The following is a 17560-nucleotide window of genomic DNA, read 5'->3' on the forward strand; positions in this document are numbered from 1 at the left end:
AGTCCGCGAACCCGCCACGTCGTCAGGACTCGAAACGGGGCCCAGCCGGACGGTATCTGGGCCCCGACCGCAGGCCGACGCCTCGACACCGCGTCAGCGGTCACGCGACCTTCGGGGCTCCGCCGGGTTTGGCTGTAGGTTGGCCCCGGCGACGTGACGTCGGGAGGTGCGGATGCCCCGCGGTGAAGCGGTTGACGGGTTTCGGCTGGCGTACGAGCGTTTCGGGTCCGGAGACAAGCCTGTCGTCTTGCTGCACGGCTGGCCGGGGGACCGGACGGACTACCGGTACGTGGTGCCGTTGCTGTCCGGGACGTGCGATGTTGTCGTGCCCGACCTGAGGGGCTTCGGGGAGTCCGACAAGCACGCCGCCGACCCCACCGACCAGTACAGCGCCGCCGCCCAGGCCCGCAGCGTGGTGGGGCTCGTAAGGGAGTTGGGGCTGGAGCGGCCCGTGCTGGCGGGCTACGACATCGGGAGCCGCATCGCGCAGGCCGTGGCCCAGGAGCACCCGGAGCTGGTGCGGGCGCTGGTCGTGACACCACCGCTGCCGGGGATCGGCAGGCGGATCCTCGATCCGCAGGCACAGCGGGAGTTCTGGTACCAGTCGTTCCACCAGCTCACACTGGCCGAAGAACTGCTGGACGGCAAGCCCCAGGCGGTACGCGAATACCTTCGCCACTTCTGGTCCCACTGGTCGGGGCCGTCGTTCACCCCTGACGACGCCGCCCTCGACCACCTCGTCTCCGTCTACGGCGCACCGGGCGCGTTCACTGCGTCCATCGGTTGGTACCGGGCGGGTGCGGGTTCGGTCGCGCGGTCGCTGGGAGAGACGGCACCCGCCCGGCAGGACCGGACCAGTGTTCCGACCACCGTGCTGTGGCCCGAGCACGACCCGCTCTTTCCCCGGGACTGGTCGGACCGGCTGGCTGACTTCTTCAGCGACGTCACGTTGCGACTCATCGACGGCGTGGGCCATTTCGCGCCCGTCGAGTGCCCGGACCGGTTCGCGGCGGCGATCAGCGAGGCGGTCAGCGGGTAGCGCCAGCCGCGACCGCCTCACGCAGCCTGGTGCGCAGCGCCGCCACATGCCGACGCAGCCGCTGTAGTGGTGTGGGTGGCAGCTCTCGGGTGGCGCCGCGGGCGTAGTGCCGCTCCAGGTAGAACTGGCCGACGCCGAGGACGGTGGTGACCCCCACGTACCAGACGGTGGCCACCATCAGCAGCGGGATGACCTGGTAGGTGCGGTTGTACACCAACTGCACCGAGTACAGCAGGTCGTGCACGGCGAGCACACTGACGATGCTGGTCCCCTTCAGCGTGCCGATCAGCATGTTGCCCGCGGTGGGGACGATCGAACGCATCGCCTGTGGCACCACGATCCGGCGCAGCACCCGCCATCTGCCCAGCCCCAGCGCCTGGGCGGCCTCGGTCTGACCGGAGTCAACCGAGAGGATCCCGCCGCGCACCGTCTCCGCCGCGAACGCACTCTCGTGCAGGGTCAGTCCGATGACGGCGGTGAGGGTGGGGCCGAGGAGGTTGACCGTCCTGACGGTGACGAACTGCGGGCCGAACGGGATGCCGACGCCCAACGTCGGGTACAGGGCACCGATGTTGAACCAGAACAACAGTTGGACCAGCAGCGGTGTGGACCGGAAGATCCACACATGGGCCCAACTCAGCACGCGCAGCACCGGGTTGGGGGACAGTCGCATCACGGCGAGCGCTGTGCCGAGTACGAACCCCAGCAGCATCACCGCGCCGGTCAACCACAGCGTCAGCAGCAGTCCGTCGAACACGGCACGGGTGGTGAAGTAGTCGCCCACCACGGCCCACTGGAAGGCACCGTTGCGCGCGAGCGAGTTGAGCACCATCGCGAAGACCAGCAGCGCGGCGCCCGCGGCCAGCCAACGGCCGAAGTGGCGCCGGGGCACGATGCGCGGCGCGCCGTCATCGGCTGGCGGGGGTCCGTCGCGTCTGGCGGCGGGAGTGGTGGTGACATCGGACGGCGTGACCATCAGGAAGACACTCCGGGGGAGGGATCGCGGGCACCAGTGCTCGCCCGGCGGCTCCCATGCGGGGTGCCGGGCCCGCGTCATCACGCTGGCCTCGTCCCTCAACGCGACCGGAGGCGGCTGCCGTGCGGGGGCGGAGCCGCTCCGCTGCCGATCGTAAGGGCACTCGGCGCAGCCCTGTCAAGACACTGGGCGTCCGCATCGTGGCTGACAGGTCCGGCATACGGGCAACGGTTGACGTGACCCCGAGGTGTACTGCTCAATTGGTCCCGTGAATGCCCATCAGCGTCTGGTCACCAGAGACCACATCGACTTCGGTCGGGTGTGGTCCGCGGCGTGTACCGACTGATCCGGCAGCGGGCCTCCTGACCGGCCCTTCCCTCCCTCGGTAACCCCTCGGCGACCCGTCCGGCGATCCGTCGCGGGCCGAGTTCTACCCTCGTACGCCACCGCGCAGGCCAACGGCCGCGCGGCCTGGACGGTACGAGCCCGGGTGCACGCCGCCGGAAATCACTGACCTGAAGCGTCCTCACGCATGTCGTCCGGCTCCCACCGCGTTTCCGCACCACTTCCGTCCACGTCCCACGCCGCGCACGTAGCCGTAACGCCCCTATGCGCGTGGTGTGTTCGCCTCTCCCGGAAAGGCCTTCCCATGCCCGTGGAGTTCCTCGGTATCGCGGCCACTCATGACGGTTCGGAGACGAGCCAGCGCTCAGGCGCGGCCTTCGACAAGGAGTACACACTCAAGCTGGCCCGGGCACACGAGGAGCACGGCTGGGACCGTGTCCTGTTCGCCTACGGCTCCGGTTCCCCGGACCCCGCGCCGGCCGCCGCGTTCATCGCCAGCCGTCTGGACAGGTTGCAGATCCTGCTGGCACACCGCCCCAACGTCTCGTACCCCACCTTCGCGGCCAAGACCTTCGCCACCCTCGACCAGATCAGCGAGGGCCGGCTCACCGTCCACTTCATCACCGGCGGTAGCGACCGCGAGCAGCGGCGCGAGGGCGACACGCTCACCAAGGACCAGCGTTACGCCCGGACACGGGAGTACATCGAGATCGTCAAGAGGATCTGGACCACCCACGAGCCCTTCGACCACGAAGGGGAGCACTACCAGTTCCACGACTTCGTCAGCGATGTCTTCCCGGCCCAACAGCCGCGCCCCAACGTGTCGTTCGGCGGCTCCTCACCGGCCGCCTACGCCGCGGGCGGCGCCGAGGCGGACATCTACTGCCTGTGGGGCGAACCCCTCCACCGCACCGCCGAGCAGATCGAGGCGGTGAAGGCAGCCGCCGCGGCGGGGGGCCGCACCGACGTGCCCCGCATCCAGGTGGCCTTCCGCCCGATCATCGCCCCCACCGAGGAACTGGCATGGGAGAAGGCCCACCGCACGGTGGACGCCATCCGCGCCCGCAGGGAGGCCGGTGCGCAGCCGCACCGCCGTGTCCCGGGTAGCCCGGAGAACACCGGCTCCCAGCGGCTGATCGCGATCGCCGAGGCGGGGGAGCGCTACGACCGTGCCCTGTGGACACCGACGGCCGCCGCGACCGGCGGCGCGGGCAACTCCAACGCGCTGGTCGGCACCCCCGAGACGGTCGCGCAGGCACTGCTGGACTACTACGACCTCGGCGTCGACATCCTCTCCGCCCGCGGATACCACCTGCTCGACGACGCGATCGACTTCGGCCGGTACGTCATCCCGATCGTCCGCGAGGAGGTCGCAAAGCGCGACGCCGAGCGGGCCGCCCTCGGTACCAACACGCTCGCGGCGGCGGGCGCATGACGTCGAGCGTACGGCCGCCGCGGCTTACCATCACTCGGGTCGCGGTGTCCGACCCGCTGGTGGAACCGCTGCTACGGGAACTCGGCGACGAGTACTCGGCCCGCTACGGGAAGGACGCCCACACCGAACTGGCCCGTTATCCCGCCGACGAGTTCGCGCCACCGGACGGGGTGCTGCTCCTGCTGCTGGAGGACGGCGAACCGGTCGCCGGAGGTGCCTTCCGGCGGTACGACGAGGCCACCGCCGAGCTGAAGCGGATCTGGACCCACTCCGCGCACCGCAGACGCGGCCTTGCCCGCCGGGTGATCGCCGAGTTGGAGCGGGAGGCGGTGGCCCGCGGCTACCGCCGCGTCTACCTGACCACCGGGCCGCGGCAGCCCGAAGCCCGCGGACTGTATCTGGCCACCGGCTACACGCCGTTGTTCGACACCACCGCCAACCCCGAGACCATCGGCCCGCTCCCCTTCGAAAAGCACCTCAGCGCTGTCCCATCGCACATCCCCGGCCCGCATAACCCCGGAAAGGCCCCGAAACCGTGAGAACGCCAGGCCCCAGAACCCGGTTCCGCGCCGTGACCGCCGTTGGCGCGTTGCTTCCGCTGCTGGCCGTGGCCGCCTGTGGTTCCGGCGACGCCACCACCACGGTCGGCCAGTCCTCCCCGGCGCCGACCGACAACCCGGTCGCGGCGGTGCGCAAGGTGGATACCGTTGCCGCCCTGCTGCCCGCCGACATACGGAAGGCAGGCATCCTGCGGATCGGCAGCTCGATCGGAGCACCGCCGTCCGCTTACCTGCCGGGCGGATCGGACGCACAACCCGTCGGCCTGGACATCGACATCTCCAACGCCGTGGCGAAGGTCCTGGGGATCACCTTGAACCGCCAGGCGGCCTCCTTCGAGACGATCCTGCCCGCCCTCGGCAGCGGTAAGTACGACGTCGGAACAGGCAACTTCGGCGTCACCAGCGAACGCCTGCGCAGCATCGACTTCGTCACCTACATCGATGACGGCCAGGGCTTCGCGGTCAGGGCTGGCAATACCTCGCTGGGCAGGCAGGTCTCCAACCTCGGCCAACTGTGCGGGCTGACCATCGGAACCGGTGCCGGAACCACCTTCGAAGCCACGCTGAACGCGCAGCGGGACGTGTGTGCCAAGGCGGGCAGGAAGCCGTACCAGGTGAAGGTGTTCGCGGAGTCCGGGGCACTGGTGACCGCCCTGCAACAGGGCCGGATCGACGTGGAGATGTCCACCATCAACGGCCTTCGCTACCAGGCGGCCCAGCCCGCGGCGCGAACCACCTTCCTCGGCGAGTTCCACCGGCTGGACGTCGGCTTCGCCTTCAAGAGGGGTTCGCCGCTCACCCGTGCCTTCCAGGCCGCGGTCAACAGGCTGATCAGCGACGGTACTTACCCGCGGATCCTGCGGAAGTGGGGCGTCTCCGCTTCCGCCATCCCCGAGTCGCGGATCGATCCGCCCGAGCACAAGTAAGCTGCGGGAGCCCAACCATGGAACTCACCACCGGCACCGCGACGCCCCGACCGGCGACCGCGCACGCCGACCCACCGGACGCATCCGCAACCCTCAAGGTCGTTCCCGCCCGCCACCACGCGCGCTGGATCGCCGCCCTCGCCGTACTCGTCGTGGTCGCCCAGTTCGCACACGGGCTGGTGACCAATCCGGTCTGGGAGTGGAACGTCTTCAGCCAGTACGTACTGTCCCAGACGATCGTCCACGCGGTCGGCGTGACCCTTGAACTCACCGTCTGCGCCCAGGTGGCCGGGTTCCTGCTCGGTACCGTGCTGGCCTTCATGCGGCTGTCGCGCAGCCCGGTGTTGCGGACCGTGGCCTGGACCTATGTCTGGGTCTTCCGGTCCATCCCGATGATCGTGCAGCTGGTTTTCTGGTTCAATCTCGGCGCGCTCTACAGGCAGTTGGGGCTGGGCATACCTTTCGGCCCGGTGTTCTGGTCGTTCGCCACCAACGGGCTGGTCGGCAGCATCGGCGCGGCGCTGATCGGACTGTCGCTGCACCAGGCCGCCTACGCCGCCGAGGTGGTGCGCTCCGGCGTGCTGGCCGTCGACCACGGTCAGCTGGAGGCCGCCGCCGCACTGGGCATCCCTCGGGCGCGGCAGATCCGGCGAATCGTTCTGCCGCAGGCCATGCGCGCGATCCTGCCGACGGCGGGCAACGAGATCATCGGCCTGCTCAAGGGCACTTCCGTGGTCTACGTGATGGCGATCGGCGAACTCTTCTACCAGGTGCAGGTTGTCTACGGACGCACCGGCCAGGTCATCCCACTGCTGATGGTGGCCACCGCGTGGTACGTGCTCCTCACCTCGGCGCTGTCCATCGTCCAGCACTACGTGGAGCGCCGTTTCGCCCGGGGCGCCGACCGTACGCCCCCACCCACCCCGGCGCAACGCGTGCGGCGCCTCGTACGAGACGTGCGCCAGACGGCGCTGACCACGGGAGACGGCAGGTGAGCGATGTGATGGTGGACGTCCGCGGTGTCCACAAGAGCTATGGCCCGACGCAGGTGCTGCGCGGTGTCGACCTGCGGGTACGCGCCGGTGAGGTCACAGTCGTGCTTGGGCCGTCCGGCTCGGGGAAGTCAACGCTGCTGCGCAGCATCAACCACCTGGAGAAGGTCAACCGCGGCTGGATCAGCATCGACGGCGAACTGATCGGCTATCGCCGCTCCGGCGGAAAGCTGTACGAGCTGAAGGAGAAGGACATCCTCCGTCAGCGCACCCACATCGGGTTCGTCTTCCAGAACTTCAACCTCTTCCCGCACCTGACGGTGATCGAGAACATCATCGAAGCCCCCGTCTCCGTACTGCGCCGCCCGCGCAGGGAGGCCGTACGGGCGGCGGAGCGACTGCTAGCCCGGGTAGGACTCGCCGACAAGGCGGACGCCCACCCCAGGCAGCTGTCCGGCGGCCAGCAGCAGCGGGTGGCCATCGCCCGCGCGCTCGCGCTCGAACCCAAGGTGCTGCTCTTCGACGAACCCACCTCCGCGCTCGACCCGGAACTCGTCGGTGAGGTACTCGACGTCATCAAGGACCTGGCACGCACCGGCACCACCATGATCATCGTTACCCATGAGATCGGCTTCGCCCGCGAGGTGGCCGACACGGTGGTGTTCATGGACGGCGGTGTCGTCCTCGAACAGGGTCCGCCTGACGCCGTACTGGATCAACCGCGGCACGAACGCACCCGCGCCTTCCTCTCCAAGGTCCTGTGAACCGCGCGGCGTTCGCCGCCCCCCACCCGCGTACGCAAGGAGACCGCACGTGCTCACCCGCCACACCCGCGACACCGCCGCCGCGATGCTCGCGCTCGCCTCCGCCCTGGCCCTCGCCGGATGCGCCAACCCCAGCAGCGGTGGAACAGCCAGTTCCGGGGCGTCGCCCGCCGTCGAGGTCTCCGGTACCAGCTACAACCTCGGCACCGACCAGCACCGCGTCACCACACCCAAGGTCGACTCCATCGCCGCCGAGGTCCCCGAGGCCATACGCAGGCGAGGCACCCTGCAGATCGTCGGGTCCACCTCCAGCGAACCGCCGTTGAGCTGCTACGCGACCGACAACACGACGGTCATCGGCGTAGAGCCCGACATCGCCTACCTGGTCGCCGACGTCCTGGGTCTCAAACCGCGGCTGAACACGGTCTCCTGGGAGAACATCTTCGTCGGCCTGGACAGCGGCAAGTACGACGTCGGATTCAGCAACATCACCGACACCGAAGAACGCAAGAACAAGTACGACTTCGCCACCTACCGCAAGGACAACCTCGCCTTCGAGGACAAGAAGGGCAACGGCCTCAAAGTCACCGGCCCCAGGGACGTCGCAGGCCGCACCGTGGCCGTGCAGTCCGGAACCAACCAGGAGAAGCTGCTGCTGGAGTGGAGCGACGAGGACGTTCACGCTGGCCTGAGGCCGGTGAACGTCAAGTACTACCAAAGCGCCGGCGACGCCTACCTCGCCCTCTCCTCCGGACGCATCGACCTCTACCTCGGCCCCCACCCGACCGCCGCCTACCACGTCGCCTCGGCGGGCCAGACCGAGATCGCCGGAAGCTACTCGGGCGCGGGAGCCACCCTCCAGGGCCTGATAGGCGCCACCACCAAGAAGGACGACGGACTGGCCAAGCCACTCGCCGACGCACTCAACGATGTCATCAAGAACGGCACGTACGGCCAGGTACTGAAGCGTTGGGGCCTGTCCAGTGAGGCCGTCGCCACATCCCTGGTCAACCCGCCCGGCCTGCCCAGGACAAACCAGTAGCCGCCAGGAGAGGCAGTCATGAGATTCTCCGTCCTCACCATCATCGGCCACGCACCGAACCCGCTCACCGGTGAACTAGGCACCGCCGCCGAACGGTTGGCCGAGGTCATCGAGACCGGGGCCGCCGCCGAACGGCTCGGCTTCGACGCGTACGCCGTCGGCGAGCGGCACGCCGGACCGTTCCTGTCGTCCAGCCCCACGGTCCTGCTCGGCGCGCTGGCCGCGCGAACCTCCCGGATCAGACTGCTCACCGGTGTCACGGTGCTGGCCATCCTCGACCCCGTCCGTGTCGCGGAGGACTACGCCACCGTCGACCAACTCGCCCGAGGCCGCCTGGAGTTGGTCATCGGCAAGGGCGCGGAGGCCGGTCACTTCGACCTGTTCGGCCTGGACGAGGGCCTGCAATGGGAGTACCAGGCCGAGAAGTACGAACTCCTGCGAAGGCTGTGGCGGGAGGAGAAGGTCACCTGGGAGGGGAAGTTCCGCCCGCCGTTGCACGAGGTCACCACCGTGCCCCGACCGTACGCCGCCGCGCCGCCCGTCTGGCACGGCTCCGCCACCAGCCTGCACTCCACCGAACTCGCCGCCCGGCACGGCGATCCGCTGTTCAGCGCCAACGCCATCCAGCCCCGGGACGCATACGCACGGCTGATCAGCCACTACCGCGAGCGCTTCGCGGTATACGGCCACGACCCGCGCAACGCCTACGTGGGCGCGGGCTCCGGAGGGTTGTTCATCGCGAACACCACCCAGCAGGCCATCACCCGACTCAAGGACTACTACGAGGCGCGGGTCCGCCAGACGTACAAGCCCCACCTGGCGGGGCGGACCGGCTACAACACCCCGTTCCGCACCATCGAGGACGCCATCGGGAACGGACCCCAACTCGTCGGCAGCCCGCAGCAGATCATCGACAAGATCCTCGGATTCCACCAGGCCTACCGGCACGACCTGCAGTCCCTGACCGTTGACGGCTTCGGGCTGAGCACCACGGAGCAGATCGAGCAGTTGCAGCGCTTCGCGGAGGAGATCGCGCCGGTGGTCCGCAGGGAAGCGCCCACCACGCTGTGGCAGGACCAGCGCACGTGACGGCGGAGTTACCGCGCGGAACGGCTACTGGTCGTAGTTGCCGAACTCGGTGATCGTGCCGTAGCCGTTGCAGTTGCCGCCCCAGGCCCAGTAGCCCTGGCCGACAGCGGGGCCGTAGTGGACGCTCCCGTCGGAGCACTTGGTGTACGCCCCGCTCTGGCCGTAGTCCACGAACACGTCGGCGTTCCACGAGACGCCGTCGTCGTAGGTCGTCTTCCAGTGCGCGACGTGCATGGGCACGGCGGCGCCGCGCTTGTACACCGGGTGCAGCGTCACATGCGGCTGCGGCTGCCCGGGCTCAACGACCGTGACCCTTCCCGCGACCGGCTTGTAGGTGGGGTTGGGGTCGGTCGCCTGGTGGTGGCCGGGTACGGCGGCCGCCGTACCCATGGCGATGGTGCCGACCAGCGCGGCGGCGGCGACGGCCGCGGCGCCGATCCTCTTCGTCGAACGGAACCTCATGGGTCCTCCCCGTGTTGGGATTCAGTCGGCAGAGACGAAGGCGGCGCTGTTGACGTCGCAACGCCTTCACTTCGCATACGAGTTGACAGTCGCATCCGTATGACAGGGGTGCATGTGACGTGCGTCACATGCTTTCGGTGGTCGTGTCATCGACTCGGGCGAGGAACGTCGCCACGGTCCGGGAGGAGCGGATCGGGTCGTCCACCCATGGATAGTGACCGGCGTCCGGCTGGACGACGAGTTGGGCCTGGCGGAAGAACCGCGCGACGATCGCCGCGGCACGGTCACAGCAAGTGGTTCGTTGAGGAAAGGTACGCCTTACGACTCGTCAAGGCGTGGGAAGACCACTTCCTTGAGGACGAGGCGGATCGCCGCGGCCAGTGGAATGCCGATGAGGGCGCCGGGAATGCCCAGCAGGCTGCCGCCGATCAGTACGGCGACGATCGCGACCATCGCTGGCACTTCCACCTGCTTGCCCATGATCTTCGGTGACAGCAGATAGTCCTCGGCGAGCCGGTAGGCGGTGTAGAAGCCCGCGGTGGCCCCGGCGACGGGCAGGGAGACGGTGAGCGCCACCAACGACACGATGATCCCCGCGATGGTGGAACCCACCATGGGCACGAGGTCCAGCAGGGCCACGAAGAAGGCCAGCAGCAGGGCGTAGGGCACGTTGAAGATCTCCAGCCAGGCGAGCGTACCCACCGCCGCGATGAGTGCGAGCAGCACCTGGCCGACCAGATACCGGCCGACCTTGGTGATCACCTCCTCGGTGAGGAGCTTGACCCGAGTCCGTCGTGAGGCCGGTACCAGTTGGAGGAACGTCCGTTTGAGCGCGGGCAGCCCCAGCAGGAAGTACACGGTGAGTACGGCGGCGAGCACCACCGAGGCGAGTGTGCCGAGCACCAGCTTGCCCGCCCCGAACAGCCCGCCCGCCAGCGACTCGCCTCCGCTGGTGAGCAGGCTCTGAAGTGCCCGCTGGATACGGAACTGGCGGTTCAAATGTCCCAGGAACGAATTGGTGTGTTGCAGTTCATGCAGATAAGCAGGCAGTTTGTGGGCGAACTGCTCGGCCTGCTGGGCCAGCGGAGGGATGGCCAACGACAGGAAGCCCGTCAGCACACCCACTCCCGCCAGTGCGATGACCAGCACCGCCACCCCGCGGGGCAGCCTGTGGCGGCCGAACCAGCGCACCGCGGGGTCCAGGCCGAGGGCCAGGAAAAGCGCCAGTCCGATCAGCACCAGCACCGCGCGGACGGCGAGCACCGTCTCGGCGACCGCGACCGTCGCCGCCACTCCGGCCGCTCCCGACATTCCGACGAAGAACGGCGACCGCCGATCCATCGGCCGTCCTGGACGACCGAACCGCCGATCCTCACCGGCGCCTGCGTCCTCGCCCGGCTCTTTCACCGACGGATCACCTCCCGGGCGTCGGAGTTCCTCCAGGATCAGTGTCCACAGCACACTCGCGGATCACCGCTTGTCACCCGGATCGCCCAATCCGATCCCCACATTTGATTGGCGCACGCGGATACCGGTTAGCCATCAGCCGCGTCCTGACCGCGTGGCCCGCTCATGGGCGTAAGGAGATCGGCGGGTATGCGGCTCCCGAAGCCCCAGATGCTCCAGCAACCTCAGCAGCGCAAGGCGTTGCTGAGAGCGAAGGCCGGGGAAGTGGCGGAAAGCGGCTTCGTGGCGCTGGACCGGCGGCTTCCGGCAACGTTCATGGGCAGGCAACTGCTGCGCAAGGCGTTCCCGGATCACTGGTCCTTCCTGCTCGGCGAGATCGCCCTCTACAGCTTCGTTGTGCTGGTTCTCACCGGCGTCTACCTGACCCTGTTCTTCGATCCCAGCATGACCGAGGCCGCGTACCACGGTGCCTACGCGCCGCTACGCGGCCTACGGATGACGCAGGCGTACTCGTCGACCCTGGACATCAGCTTCGATGTCAGGGGCGGCCTGCTGATGCGTCAGGTACATCACTGGGCGGCCCTGCTGTTCATCGCCGCCATCGGAGTCCATATGCTGCGGATCTTCTTCACCGGGGCCTTCCGCCGGCCACGGGAGGTCAACTGGATCGTGGGGGTGACGCTCTTCCTCCTCGGACTGCTTGAGGGCTTCTGCGGCTACTCCCTACCCGACGACCTGCTGTCCGGCACCGGTCTGCGCACCGCGGACACCATCATCAGCTCCCTGCCGTTGGTGGGAACCTACCTGAGCTTCTTCGTCTTCCGCGGTCAGTTTCCCGGCCACGCGCTCATTCCCCGGCTGTACATCGTGCACGTGCTGCTGGTCCCCGGTCTGCTGGTGGTATTGGTCACCGCGCACCTTTTCCTGATCGTGTACCTGAAACACACCCAGTGGAGCACGCCGGGGCGAACGAACCGCAATGTGGTCGGAAAGCCGATGTTCCCCCAGTTCACGACCAAGTCGTCGGGTTTCTTCTTCATGGTCTTCGGCGTGCTGGGCGCACTCGGCGCACTGGCCCAGATCAACCCGATCTGGGCGTACGGGCCGTACCGTGCCGACCAGGTGACCACGGACGCCCAGCCCGACTGGTACGTCGGGTTCCTGGAGGGCGCGCTGCGCCTGATGCCACCGGCGGAGACCAATGTCGCGGGCCACACGTTCATGTGGAACGTGCTGCTGCCGGCCGTCGTGCTGCCCGGCGTCCTGTTCCTGCTGCTGTTCACGTATCCCTTCTTCGAGAAGTGGGTCTCCAACGAACGGTCGGAGCACCATCTGTGTGACCGGCCGCGTGACCGGCCGACCAGAACGGGATTCGGCGTGGCCGCCATCGTCTGCTACGGCGTGCTGTTGCTGGCAGGCGGCAACGACGTGATCGCCTATACCTTCCGGATCTCGGTCAACGGCCTGACCTGGGTGCTACGGGTGGCGGTGATCGTGGCGCCACTCATCGCGTTCTTCATCACCAAGCGGATCTGCCTGGCCCTCCAGGCCCGTGACCGCGAGCTGTTGACGGAAGGGAAGGAAACCGGGCTGATCCGACAGGAGATCTACGGCAAGTTCCTTGAGAACAATCGCCCGTTGCCCGCAGACGACCGCTACCGGATCCTGGTACGTGACATCCCGAAGCCGCTGCGGGCAAAGGGGGAGGCCTCCCGGGCCGCGAGGCTGCGCAGCACACTGAGTTCCTGGTACTACCGGGACCGGGTGGAGATGCCGATCACCACTGAACAGCGCGCCCAGATCGCCGCCAGGACCGCGCCGCCGGAACTGGAGGCGAGCGAGTAGCGGCGGCAACGGCCGGACGGCGCCGCGGAGTTCGGCGGCTACTCGCGGTTGACGAACTCGAAGGCGAAACCGCAGATGCCGGCACCGAGCAGTCCGAACCCCAGCAGGAACAGCCACAGCCCGAACACCACACCCGCGGCGCTGAGCGTGAATCCCAGAGCGGTCAGCGGAGGGTACGCGCTGTGCGGCGGAAAGAAGTCAAGCAGTCCCGCACGGTCCTGTACCTCGCCATCGCCCCGGTCCTCCGGGCGGATTCCCTTTCTGTGGTAGTTCATCGCGCAGAAGAAGGCGATGAGGGCGGACATGACGAAGGCGATCGTCAACGCCGCGGTGCCCGCCGGCTCCCCGGACAGCGACGCGTAGACGAGGTCCGTGACGAAGAAGAAGAACGACACTCCGCCGAAGAGGAAGGCCTCGACCTTCATGTGCTCTGCTCTCCCAAGGTGTCCGGCGTGGGCTTGGTCTTTCCCGTCGTCCCATGGCTGGCCATGACCTCCGGGTGATGGAGGTCGAAGGCCGGGGAGTCCGAGCGCACCCTTGGCAGGGAGTTGAAGTTGTGCCGCGGTGGCGGGCACGAGGTGGCCCATTCCAGGGAACGGCCGAAGCCCCAGGGGTCGTCGACCTCGACCTTGGGCGCGTAACGCGCCGTGTGCCAGATGTTGTAAAGGAACGGCAGTGTCGACAGGCCGAGGAGGAAGGACGACGTGGACGAGATCGTGTTGAGCGTCGTGAACCCGTCCACGGCGAGGTAGTCGGCATAGCGACGGGGCATGCCCATCGCACCCAGCCAGTGCTGCACGAGAAAGGTGCCCTGAAAACCTACGAAGAGTGTCCAGAAATGGATTTTGCCCAGTCTCTCGTTGAGCATCCGGCCGGTCCACTTGGGCCACCAGAAGTAGAAGCCGCCGAACATCGCGAAGACCACGGTACCGAACAGCACATAGTGCAGGTGCGCCACGATGAAATAACTGTCGGTTACGTGGAAATCGAGCGGCGGGGACGCGATCAGCACCCCGCTGAGCCCGCCGACGAGAAAGCTCACCAGGAACCCGATCGCCCAGAGCATCGGAGTCTCGAACGAAAGGCTGGCGTTCCACATCGTGCCGATCCAGTTGAAGAACTTCACTCCGGTTGGCACCGCGATGAAGAACGACATGAGCGAGAAGAACGGCAGCAGCACCGAACCCGTGGCAAACATGTGGTGGGCCCACACGGAGGCCGACAGCATGGTGATTGCGATCGTCGCGCCGATCATCCCCACGTAGCCGAAGGTCGGCTTTCTACTGAAGGCCGGGATGATCTCGCTGATCACACCGAAGAAGGGCAACGCGACGATGTACACCTCGGGGTGCCCGAAGAACCAGAACAGGTGCTGCCAGAGGATGGCCCCGCCGTTGGCCGGATCGAAGACATGGGTGCCGAACTTCCGGTCCGCCTCCAGGGCCAGCAGTGCGGCGGTGAGCACCGGAAAGGCGAGCAGCGCCAGGATCGAGGTGAACAGGATGTTCCAGGTGAAGATCGGCATCCGGAACATCGTCATGCCCGGAGCGCGTAGACAGACAATGGTGGAGATGAAGTTGACGGAACCCAAAGTGGTGCTCAACCCCGCCACCACCAGGCCCATGGCCCACAGGTCGCCACCGGCCCCCGGGGAGCGGACCGCGTTGTTGAGCGGTGCGTACGCGAACCAGCCGAACTGCGCTGCTCCTTGAGGGGTGAGGAATCCCGACAACACCATCAACCCACCGAAGAGGAACAGCCAGTAGGTGAACGCATTCAGCCGGGGGAACGCGACGTCGGGGGCACCGATCTGCAGTGGCATGACCGCGTTCGCGAATCCGGCGAACATCGGAGTCGCGAACAGCAGCATCATGATCGTACCGTGAATGGTGAACAACTGGTTGTACTGGGCGGTGGTGAAGAACTGCAGGCCGGGGCGCGCCAACTCGGCACGCATCATCATCGCCAACAGTCCGGCCACCAGAAAGAATCCGAACGCGGTGACCATGTAGAGGTTTCCGATGACCTTATGATCGGTCGTGGTGAACCACTTGCGTACCGTCACACCGGTACGGATGGGCCGCGTTCGGACTGTTTGGTCGACTGCTTCCTGGTCAACCCGGACCATCAGCGCTCCATTCGGCAGCGGTGAGCGTGTTGAAAACGGTGCCGCGCGCCAGTAGAACGTATCTGTCTCCCTCGGCAATCGCTGCCGGATGCTATCAGCGAAATGATCGCGAAGGTGGGATGAAGGGCTCGCCGAAATGGCGTTCCAGGGTCCGTCGACTAGGAGGAGGCGCCGTGGCCACCGACACTCCACCCGCGACCGCGCCGGGAGGCCCCAGGTGATGACCACGGCGCGGGAGCGCCTGCACAACGCCTGGCGGCTGTCCAGGGCCGAGCAGTTGTGGCGCAGCGGCAAGGAACTGGAACTCATGCACCGGGCCATGGGCTTCGCCGCCCTGGCCGTGGTGACGCTGGCTCCCCTGCTGATCCTGGTGGCGGCGGCCAACCCCTTCAAAAAACGGGGGTTCGCACTGTGGGTGGTGGACGGGATGGGACTGTCGGGCAGCCCGGCACACTCGGTGCAGCGCCTGTTCGCCGCACCGTCCCGGGTGCTGAGTGCGACCAGCGCGTTCAGTGTTCCGGCTCTGGTGGTGTTCGGGCTGACCTTCGCCGCGAGTGTGCAGACCGGCTACGAGAAGATCTGGGGCCTGCCCAGCGGACCATGGCACAAGGTCTGGCGGCAGACTGTGTGGTTGGCCGCGTTGACCGCCTACCTGTACGCCGAGGTGCAGAGCGGTCTGGTGCTGCAACACCGCTGGTGGGAGTCGACGATCCGGTTGACGTTGACCGTGCTGTTCGGCGTTCTGTTCTTCTGGTGGGGGCAGTGGTTCCTGATCGGCGGCCGGGTGCACTGGCGCGCCCTGCTCCCGGGCGCGGCGGCGACGATGGCGGGTCTGGTGGGGCTGCGCGGCTTCTCGGTCCTGGTGTTCGCTCCGCTGATCGTCAGCAACGCGGTGAGCTATGGGGCCCTGGGCACCGTACTGGTCGTGCAGTCCTGGCTGATCGGAGTGGGCTTCGTGGTGTACGGCGGAGCGTTGCTGGGTCAGGTGTGGGCGCCGGAGGAGGAGAAAGGGAACGGTTCAGGTTGACGGGATCGCGCTCGTCACCCCTCGTGGTCCCGGTCCGGTGGTTCCGTGCCCGTTCGGTGGAACCGGTGATCGTGACCGGTGTGGAACCCGTGCCTTCCGCGCTCGTCGTCCTGCCGTAGCTCCCTCCAGGTGGTCGGCCCCACGATGCCGTCGGCCACCAGACCGTGGTTGCGCTGGAAGCGCTTGGTGGCGTCCTTGGACCGCTCGTCGTACTCCCCGTCGGGCACGCCGGGGTCGTAGCCGTGGTAACGCAACAGGCACTGCGCCTCGGTGATCTCCCAGCCCCTGCTGTTGACGTCCACGATCGCCGTGCGCGTCGTGCTGTAGCCGGCGCGCAACTCGCCTGCCTGGCGCTCCACAAGGCACCGGTGGCACTGCCCCCGCTGGAAGACGAACACCGGTCGAGCGCTCACATCCACCGTGGCCGTCCCCGTCTCCTCGTACCGCCATGGCCGGGTGGTCAGCAGCACGGCGACCAGGGCGGCGGACACTACCGACACGGCTCCGAGGGTCACCCAAGTCCGGCCGCCCGTGGGCCGGTTGACCGGCATCACGGTCCCGTTCGCGTCGTTGTCCCCTCTCGTGCGGTCCCGCGCGGCGCTCGTCCGTGCCATCGTCGGAAGGCTGGGCCCGCCAAGGTGGTCCTCGGGTCTTCGCGGAGGTACGGCGAGTTGCCGCGCTCGCTGATCGAGCGGGGCGGGAAGTTCCTTCCAGCGCCGCATGTCTCCCCCAACGCGTCTCGGTGCCGGTGTCTCGGGGACGCCCCCCGACACACATCATGGCGAGGCATGACACCGAAATTCCCGGGCGCCGACGTCGACCGCGACTTCCGGCCACCTGAGGCGGTACTGGCTTCGCGGTCACAACGATGGGACCGGCGCCTCGCGGGCGCGTCGGCGGGTGGCCGCAAGCTGCTGGAACGCGGTGGGGAACGACCGACGCGGCAGGAAGCCCTTGATCCGCCGTGCGCAGTCGAGGGGACTGGCGAGACTGGTGTCGCACTCGATGTCGTACACGCCGTGCGCGTGCACCTGGCCGATCTGACGCGCGGCCAGCCCCAGCGGACGATCACCGCGCGCCTGCTCGCGCCGTTCGAGTTCCGGGAGGGGACAGCGCACACCGACGAGGACAACGTCCTCGGGAGCGAACAGGTCAAGGCAGTCATCGAGCCGCCACGGCTCGCTCAGGAGATGATCCACCACGACGTTGTTGCCCGCAGCGGCCATTCCGGCCACTGACCGGTGGAAACCCATCCAGGTTTGTCTGAGCATCGTTCGCAGCCGCTCCGGCGGAAAGTCCCGATCCGTCCGCATGGCGTGGAACACGTCCACCGGAAGGTGGAAGTACGGTTCGTCCAGGACGCAGAGCAGTTCCCTCGCAATGCTCGACTTCCCGGAACTCGATGTGCCGTTAAGGAAAATGATCAACCCGTGTGATGCCTGCGCGGACTGGGTCGTGCTGCCGGATTGGTCGAAGTCGGCCCGTTGGAAGGGAATGCCCACCATACGTCCCCCGTCTCGTGC

General features: G+C 67.6%; 17 protein-coding genes. 10 read left to right on the forward strand and 7 right to left on the reverse strand.

Annotation, left to right across the window (positions count from 1 at the left end; all coding sequences use genetic code 11):
* Positions 1 to 172 precede the first annotated feature (172 nt).
* Positions 173 to 1039 (forward strand): alpha/beta fold hydrolase, encoded by an 867-nt coding sequence (locus tag P3G67_RS10960; RefSeq protein WP_276093262.1) that lies wholly within the window; start codon positions 173 to 175, stop codon positions 1037 to 1039.
* Here P3G67_RS10960 and P3G67_RS10965 read toward each other — a convergent pair.
* Positions 1029 to 2015: an amino acid ABC transporter permease gene (locus P3G67_RS10965; RefSeq protein ID WP_276093263.1), complete on the reverse strand. Its 987-nt coding sequence runs from the start codon at positions 2013 to 2015 to the stop codon at positions 1029 to 1031. The two genes, P3G67_RS10960 and P3G67_RS10965, sit on opposite strands and share 11 nt — an antisense overlap.
* A gap of 649 nt (positions 2016 to 2664) precedes the next feature.
* Between P3G67_RS10965 and P3G67_RS10970 the strand changes: the two genes are divergently transcribed.
* Genes P3G67_RS10970 through P3G67_RS11000 form a run of 7 tightly spaced genes read left to right on the forward strand, consistent with a single transcriptional unit; the run spans position 2665 to position 9168 of the window.
* Positions 2665 to 3795 carry an LLM class flavin-dependent oxidoreductase gene (locus P3G67_RS10970; protein ID WP_276093264.1) on the forward strand — a complete coding sequence of 377 codons (1131 nt, stop codon included), beginning with the start codon at positions 2665 to 2667 and terminating at the stop codon, positions 3793 to 3795.
* Positions 3792 to 4334, forward strand: a complete 543-nt coding sequence (locus P3G67_RS10975; protein WP_276093265.1) for a GNAT family N-acetyltransferase — start codon at positions 3792 to 3794, stop codon at positions 4332 to 4334. Before P3G67_RS10970 ends, P3G67_RS10975 begins: the two co-directional genes overlap by 4 nt.
* Entirely contained in the window at positions 4331 to 5281 is a 951-nt protein-coding gene (locus tag P3G67_RS10980; protein WP_391858233.1) for an ABC transporter substrate-binding protein, read from the forward strand. The genes P3G67_RS10975 and P3G67_RS10980 overlap by 4 nt, the downstream gene beginning before the upstream one ends.
* Positions 5282 to 5298: 17 nt before the next feature.
* The gene (locus P3G67_RS10985; protein ID WP_276093267.1) at positions 5299 to 6276 is read left to right on the forward strand and encodes an amino acid ABC transporter permease; all 978 of its coding nucleotides are present in this window, start codon (positions 5299 to 5301) and stop codon (positions 6274 to 6276) included.
* 8 nt (positions 6277 to 6284) lie between these two features.
* Positions 6285 to 7037 carry an amino acid ABC transporter ATP-binding protein gene (locus tag P3G67_RS10990; RefSeq protein WP_276093391.1) on the forward strand — a complete coding sequence of 251 codons (753 nt, stop codon included), beginning with the start codon at positions 6285 to 6287 and terminating at the stop codon, positions 7035 to 7037.
* 49 nt (positions 7038 to 7086) lie between these two features.
* Positions 7087 to 8079, forward strand: coding sequence for an ABC transporter substrate-binding protein (locus P3G67_RS10995; RefSeq protein ID WP_391858234.1), 993 nt, complete (start codon positions 7087 to 7089; stop codon positions 8077 to 8079).
* A gap of 18 nt (positions 8080 to 8097) precedes the next feature.
* Positions 8098 to 9168, forward strand: coding sequence for an LLM class flavin-dependent oxidoreductase (locus tag P3G67_RS11000; RefSeq protein ID WP_276093268.1), 1071 nt, complete (start codon positions 8098 to 8100; stop codon positions 9166 to 9168).
* 24 nt (positions 9169 to 9192) lie between these two features.
* On the opposite strand, the gene P3G67_RS11005 is transcribed toward P3G67_RS11000, so the two are convergent.
* Both P3G67_RS11005 and P3G67_RS11010 read right to left on the reverse strand, forming a co-directional pair.
* Positions 9193 to 9630 carry a hypothetical protein gene (locus tag P3G67_RS11005; RefSeq protein ID WP_276093269.1) on the reverse strand — a complete coding sequence of 146 codons (438 nt, stop codon included), beginning with the start codon at positions 9628 to 9630 and terminating at the stop codon, positions 9193 to 9195.
* A 318-nt stretch (positions 9631 to 9948) separates the two neighbouring features.
* The gene (locus P3G67_RS11010) at positions 9949 to 10971 is read right to left on the reverse strand and encodes an AI-2E family transporter (protein ID WP_276093270.1); all 1023 of its coding nucleotides are present in this window, start codon (positions 10969 to 10971) and stop codon (positions 9949 to 9951) included.
* A 255-nt stretch (positions 10972 to 11226) separates the two neighbouring features.
* Here P3G67_RS11010 and qcrB point away from each other — a divergent pair, with 255 nt between their 5' ends.
* Positions 11227 to 12882: a cytochrome bc1 complex cytochrome b subunit gene (gene qcrB / locus P3G67_RS11015; protein WP_276093271.1), complete on the forward strand. Its 1656-nt coding sequence runs from the start codon at positions 11227 to 11229 to the stop codon at positions 12880 to 12882.
* A 38-nt stretch (positions 12883 to 12920) separates the two neighbouring features.
* Here qcrB and ctaF read toward each other — a convergent pair whose 3' ends face one another.
* Complete coding sequence (ctaF, locus tag P3G67_RS11020; RefSeq protein WP_276093272.1) at positions 12921 to 13307, reverse strand: aa3-type cytochrome oxidase subunit IV; 387 nt, start codon at positions 13305 to 13307, stop codon at positions 12921 to 12923.
* Entirely contained in the window at positions 13304 to 15010 is a 1707-nt protein-coding gene (ctaD, locus tag P3G67_RS11025; RefSeq protein ID WP_276093393.1) for an aa3-type cytochrome oxidase subunit I, read from the reverse strand. The genes ctaF and ctaD overlap by 4 nt, the downstream gene beginning before the upstream one ends.
* A gap of 220 nt (positions 15011 to 15230) precedes the next feature.
* Here ctaD and P3G67_RS11030 point away from each other — a divergent pair, with 220 nt between their 5' ends.
* A complete protein-coding gene (locus P3G67_RS11030) occupies positions 15231 to 16037 on the forward strand; it encodes a ribonuclease BN (protein WP_276093273.1) in 807 nt (268 codons plus the stop codon).
* Between the two features lie 14 nt (positions 16038 to 16051).
* On the opposite strand, the gene P3G67_RS11035 is transcribed toward P3G67_RS11030, so the two are convergent.
* Together P3G67_RS11035 and P3G67_RS11040 are read right to left on the reverse strand one after the other, a co-directional pair.
* Entirely contained in the window at positions 16052 to 16537 is a 486-nt protein-coding gene (locus P3G67_RS11035) for a peptidoglycan-binding domain-containing protein (RefSeq protein WP_276093274.1), read from the reverse strand.
* Positions 16538 to 16897: 360 nt separating this feature from the next.
* Positions 16898 to 17542, reverse strand: coding sequence for a chloramphenicol phosphotransferase CPT family protein (locus P3G67_RS11040; RefSeq protein ID WP_276093275.1), 645 nt, complete (start codon positions 17540 to 17542; stop codon positions 16898 to 16900).
* Positions 17543 to 17560 lie beyond the last annotated feature (18 nt).

Source organism: Streptomyces silvisoli (assembly GCF_029269905.1).
Lineage (GTDB): Bacteria > Actinomycetota > Actinomycetes > Streptomycetales > Streptomycetaceae > Streptantibioticus_A > Streptantibioticus_A silvisoli_A.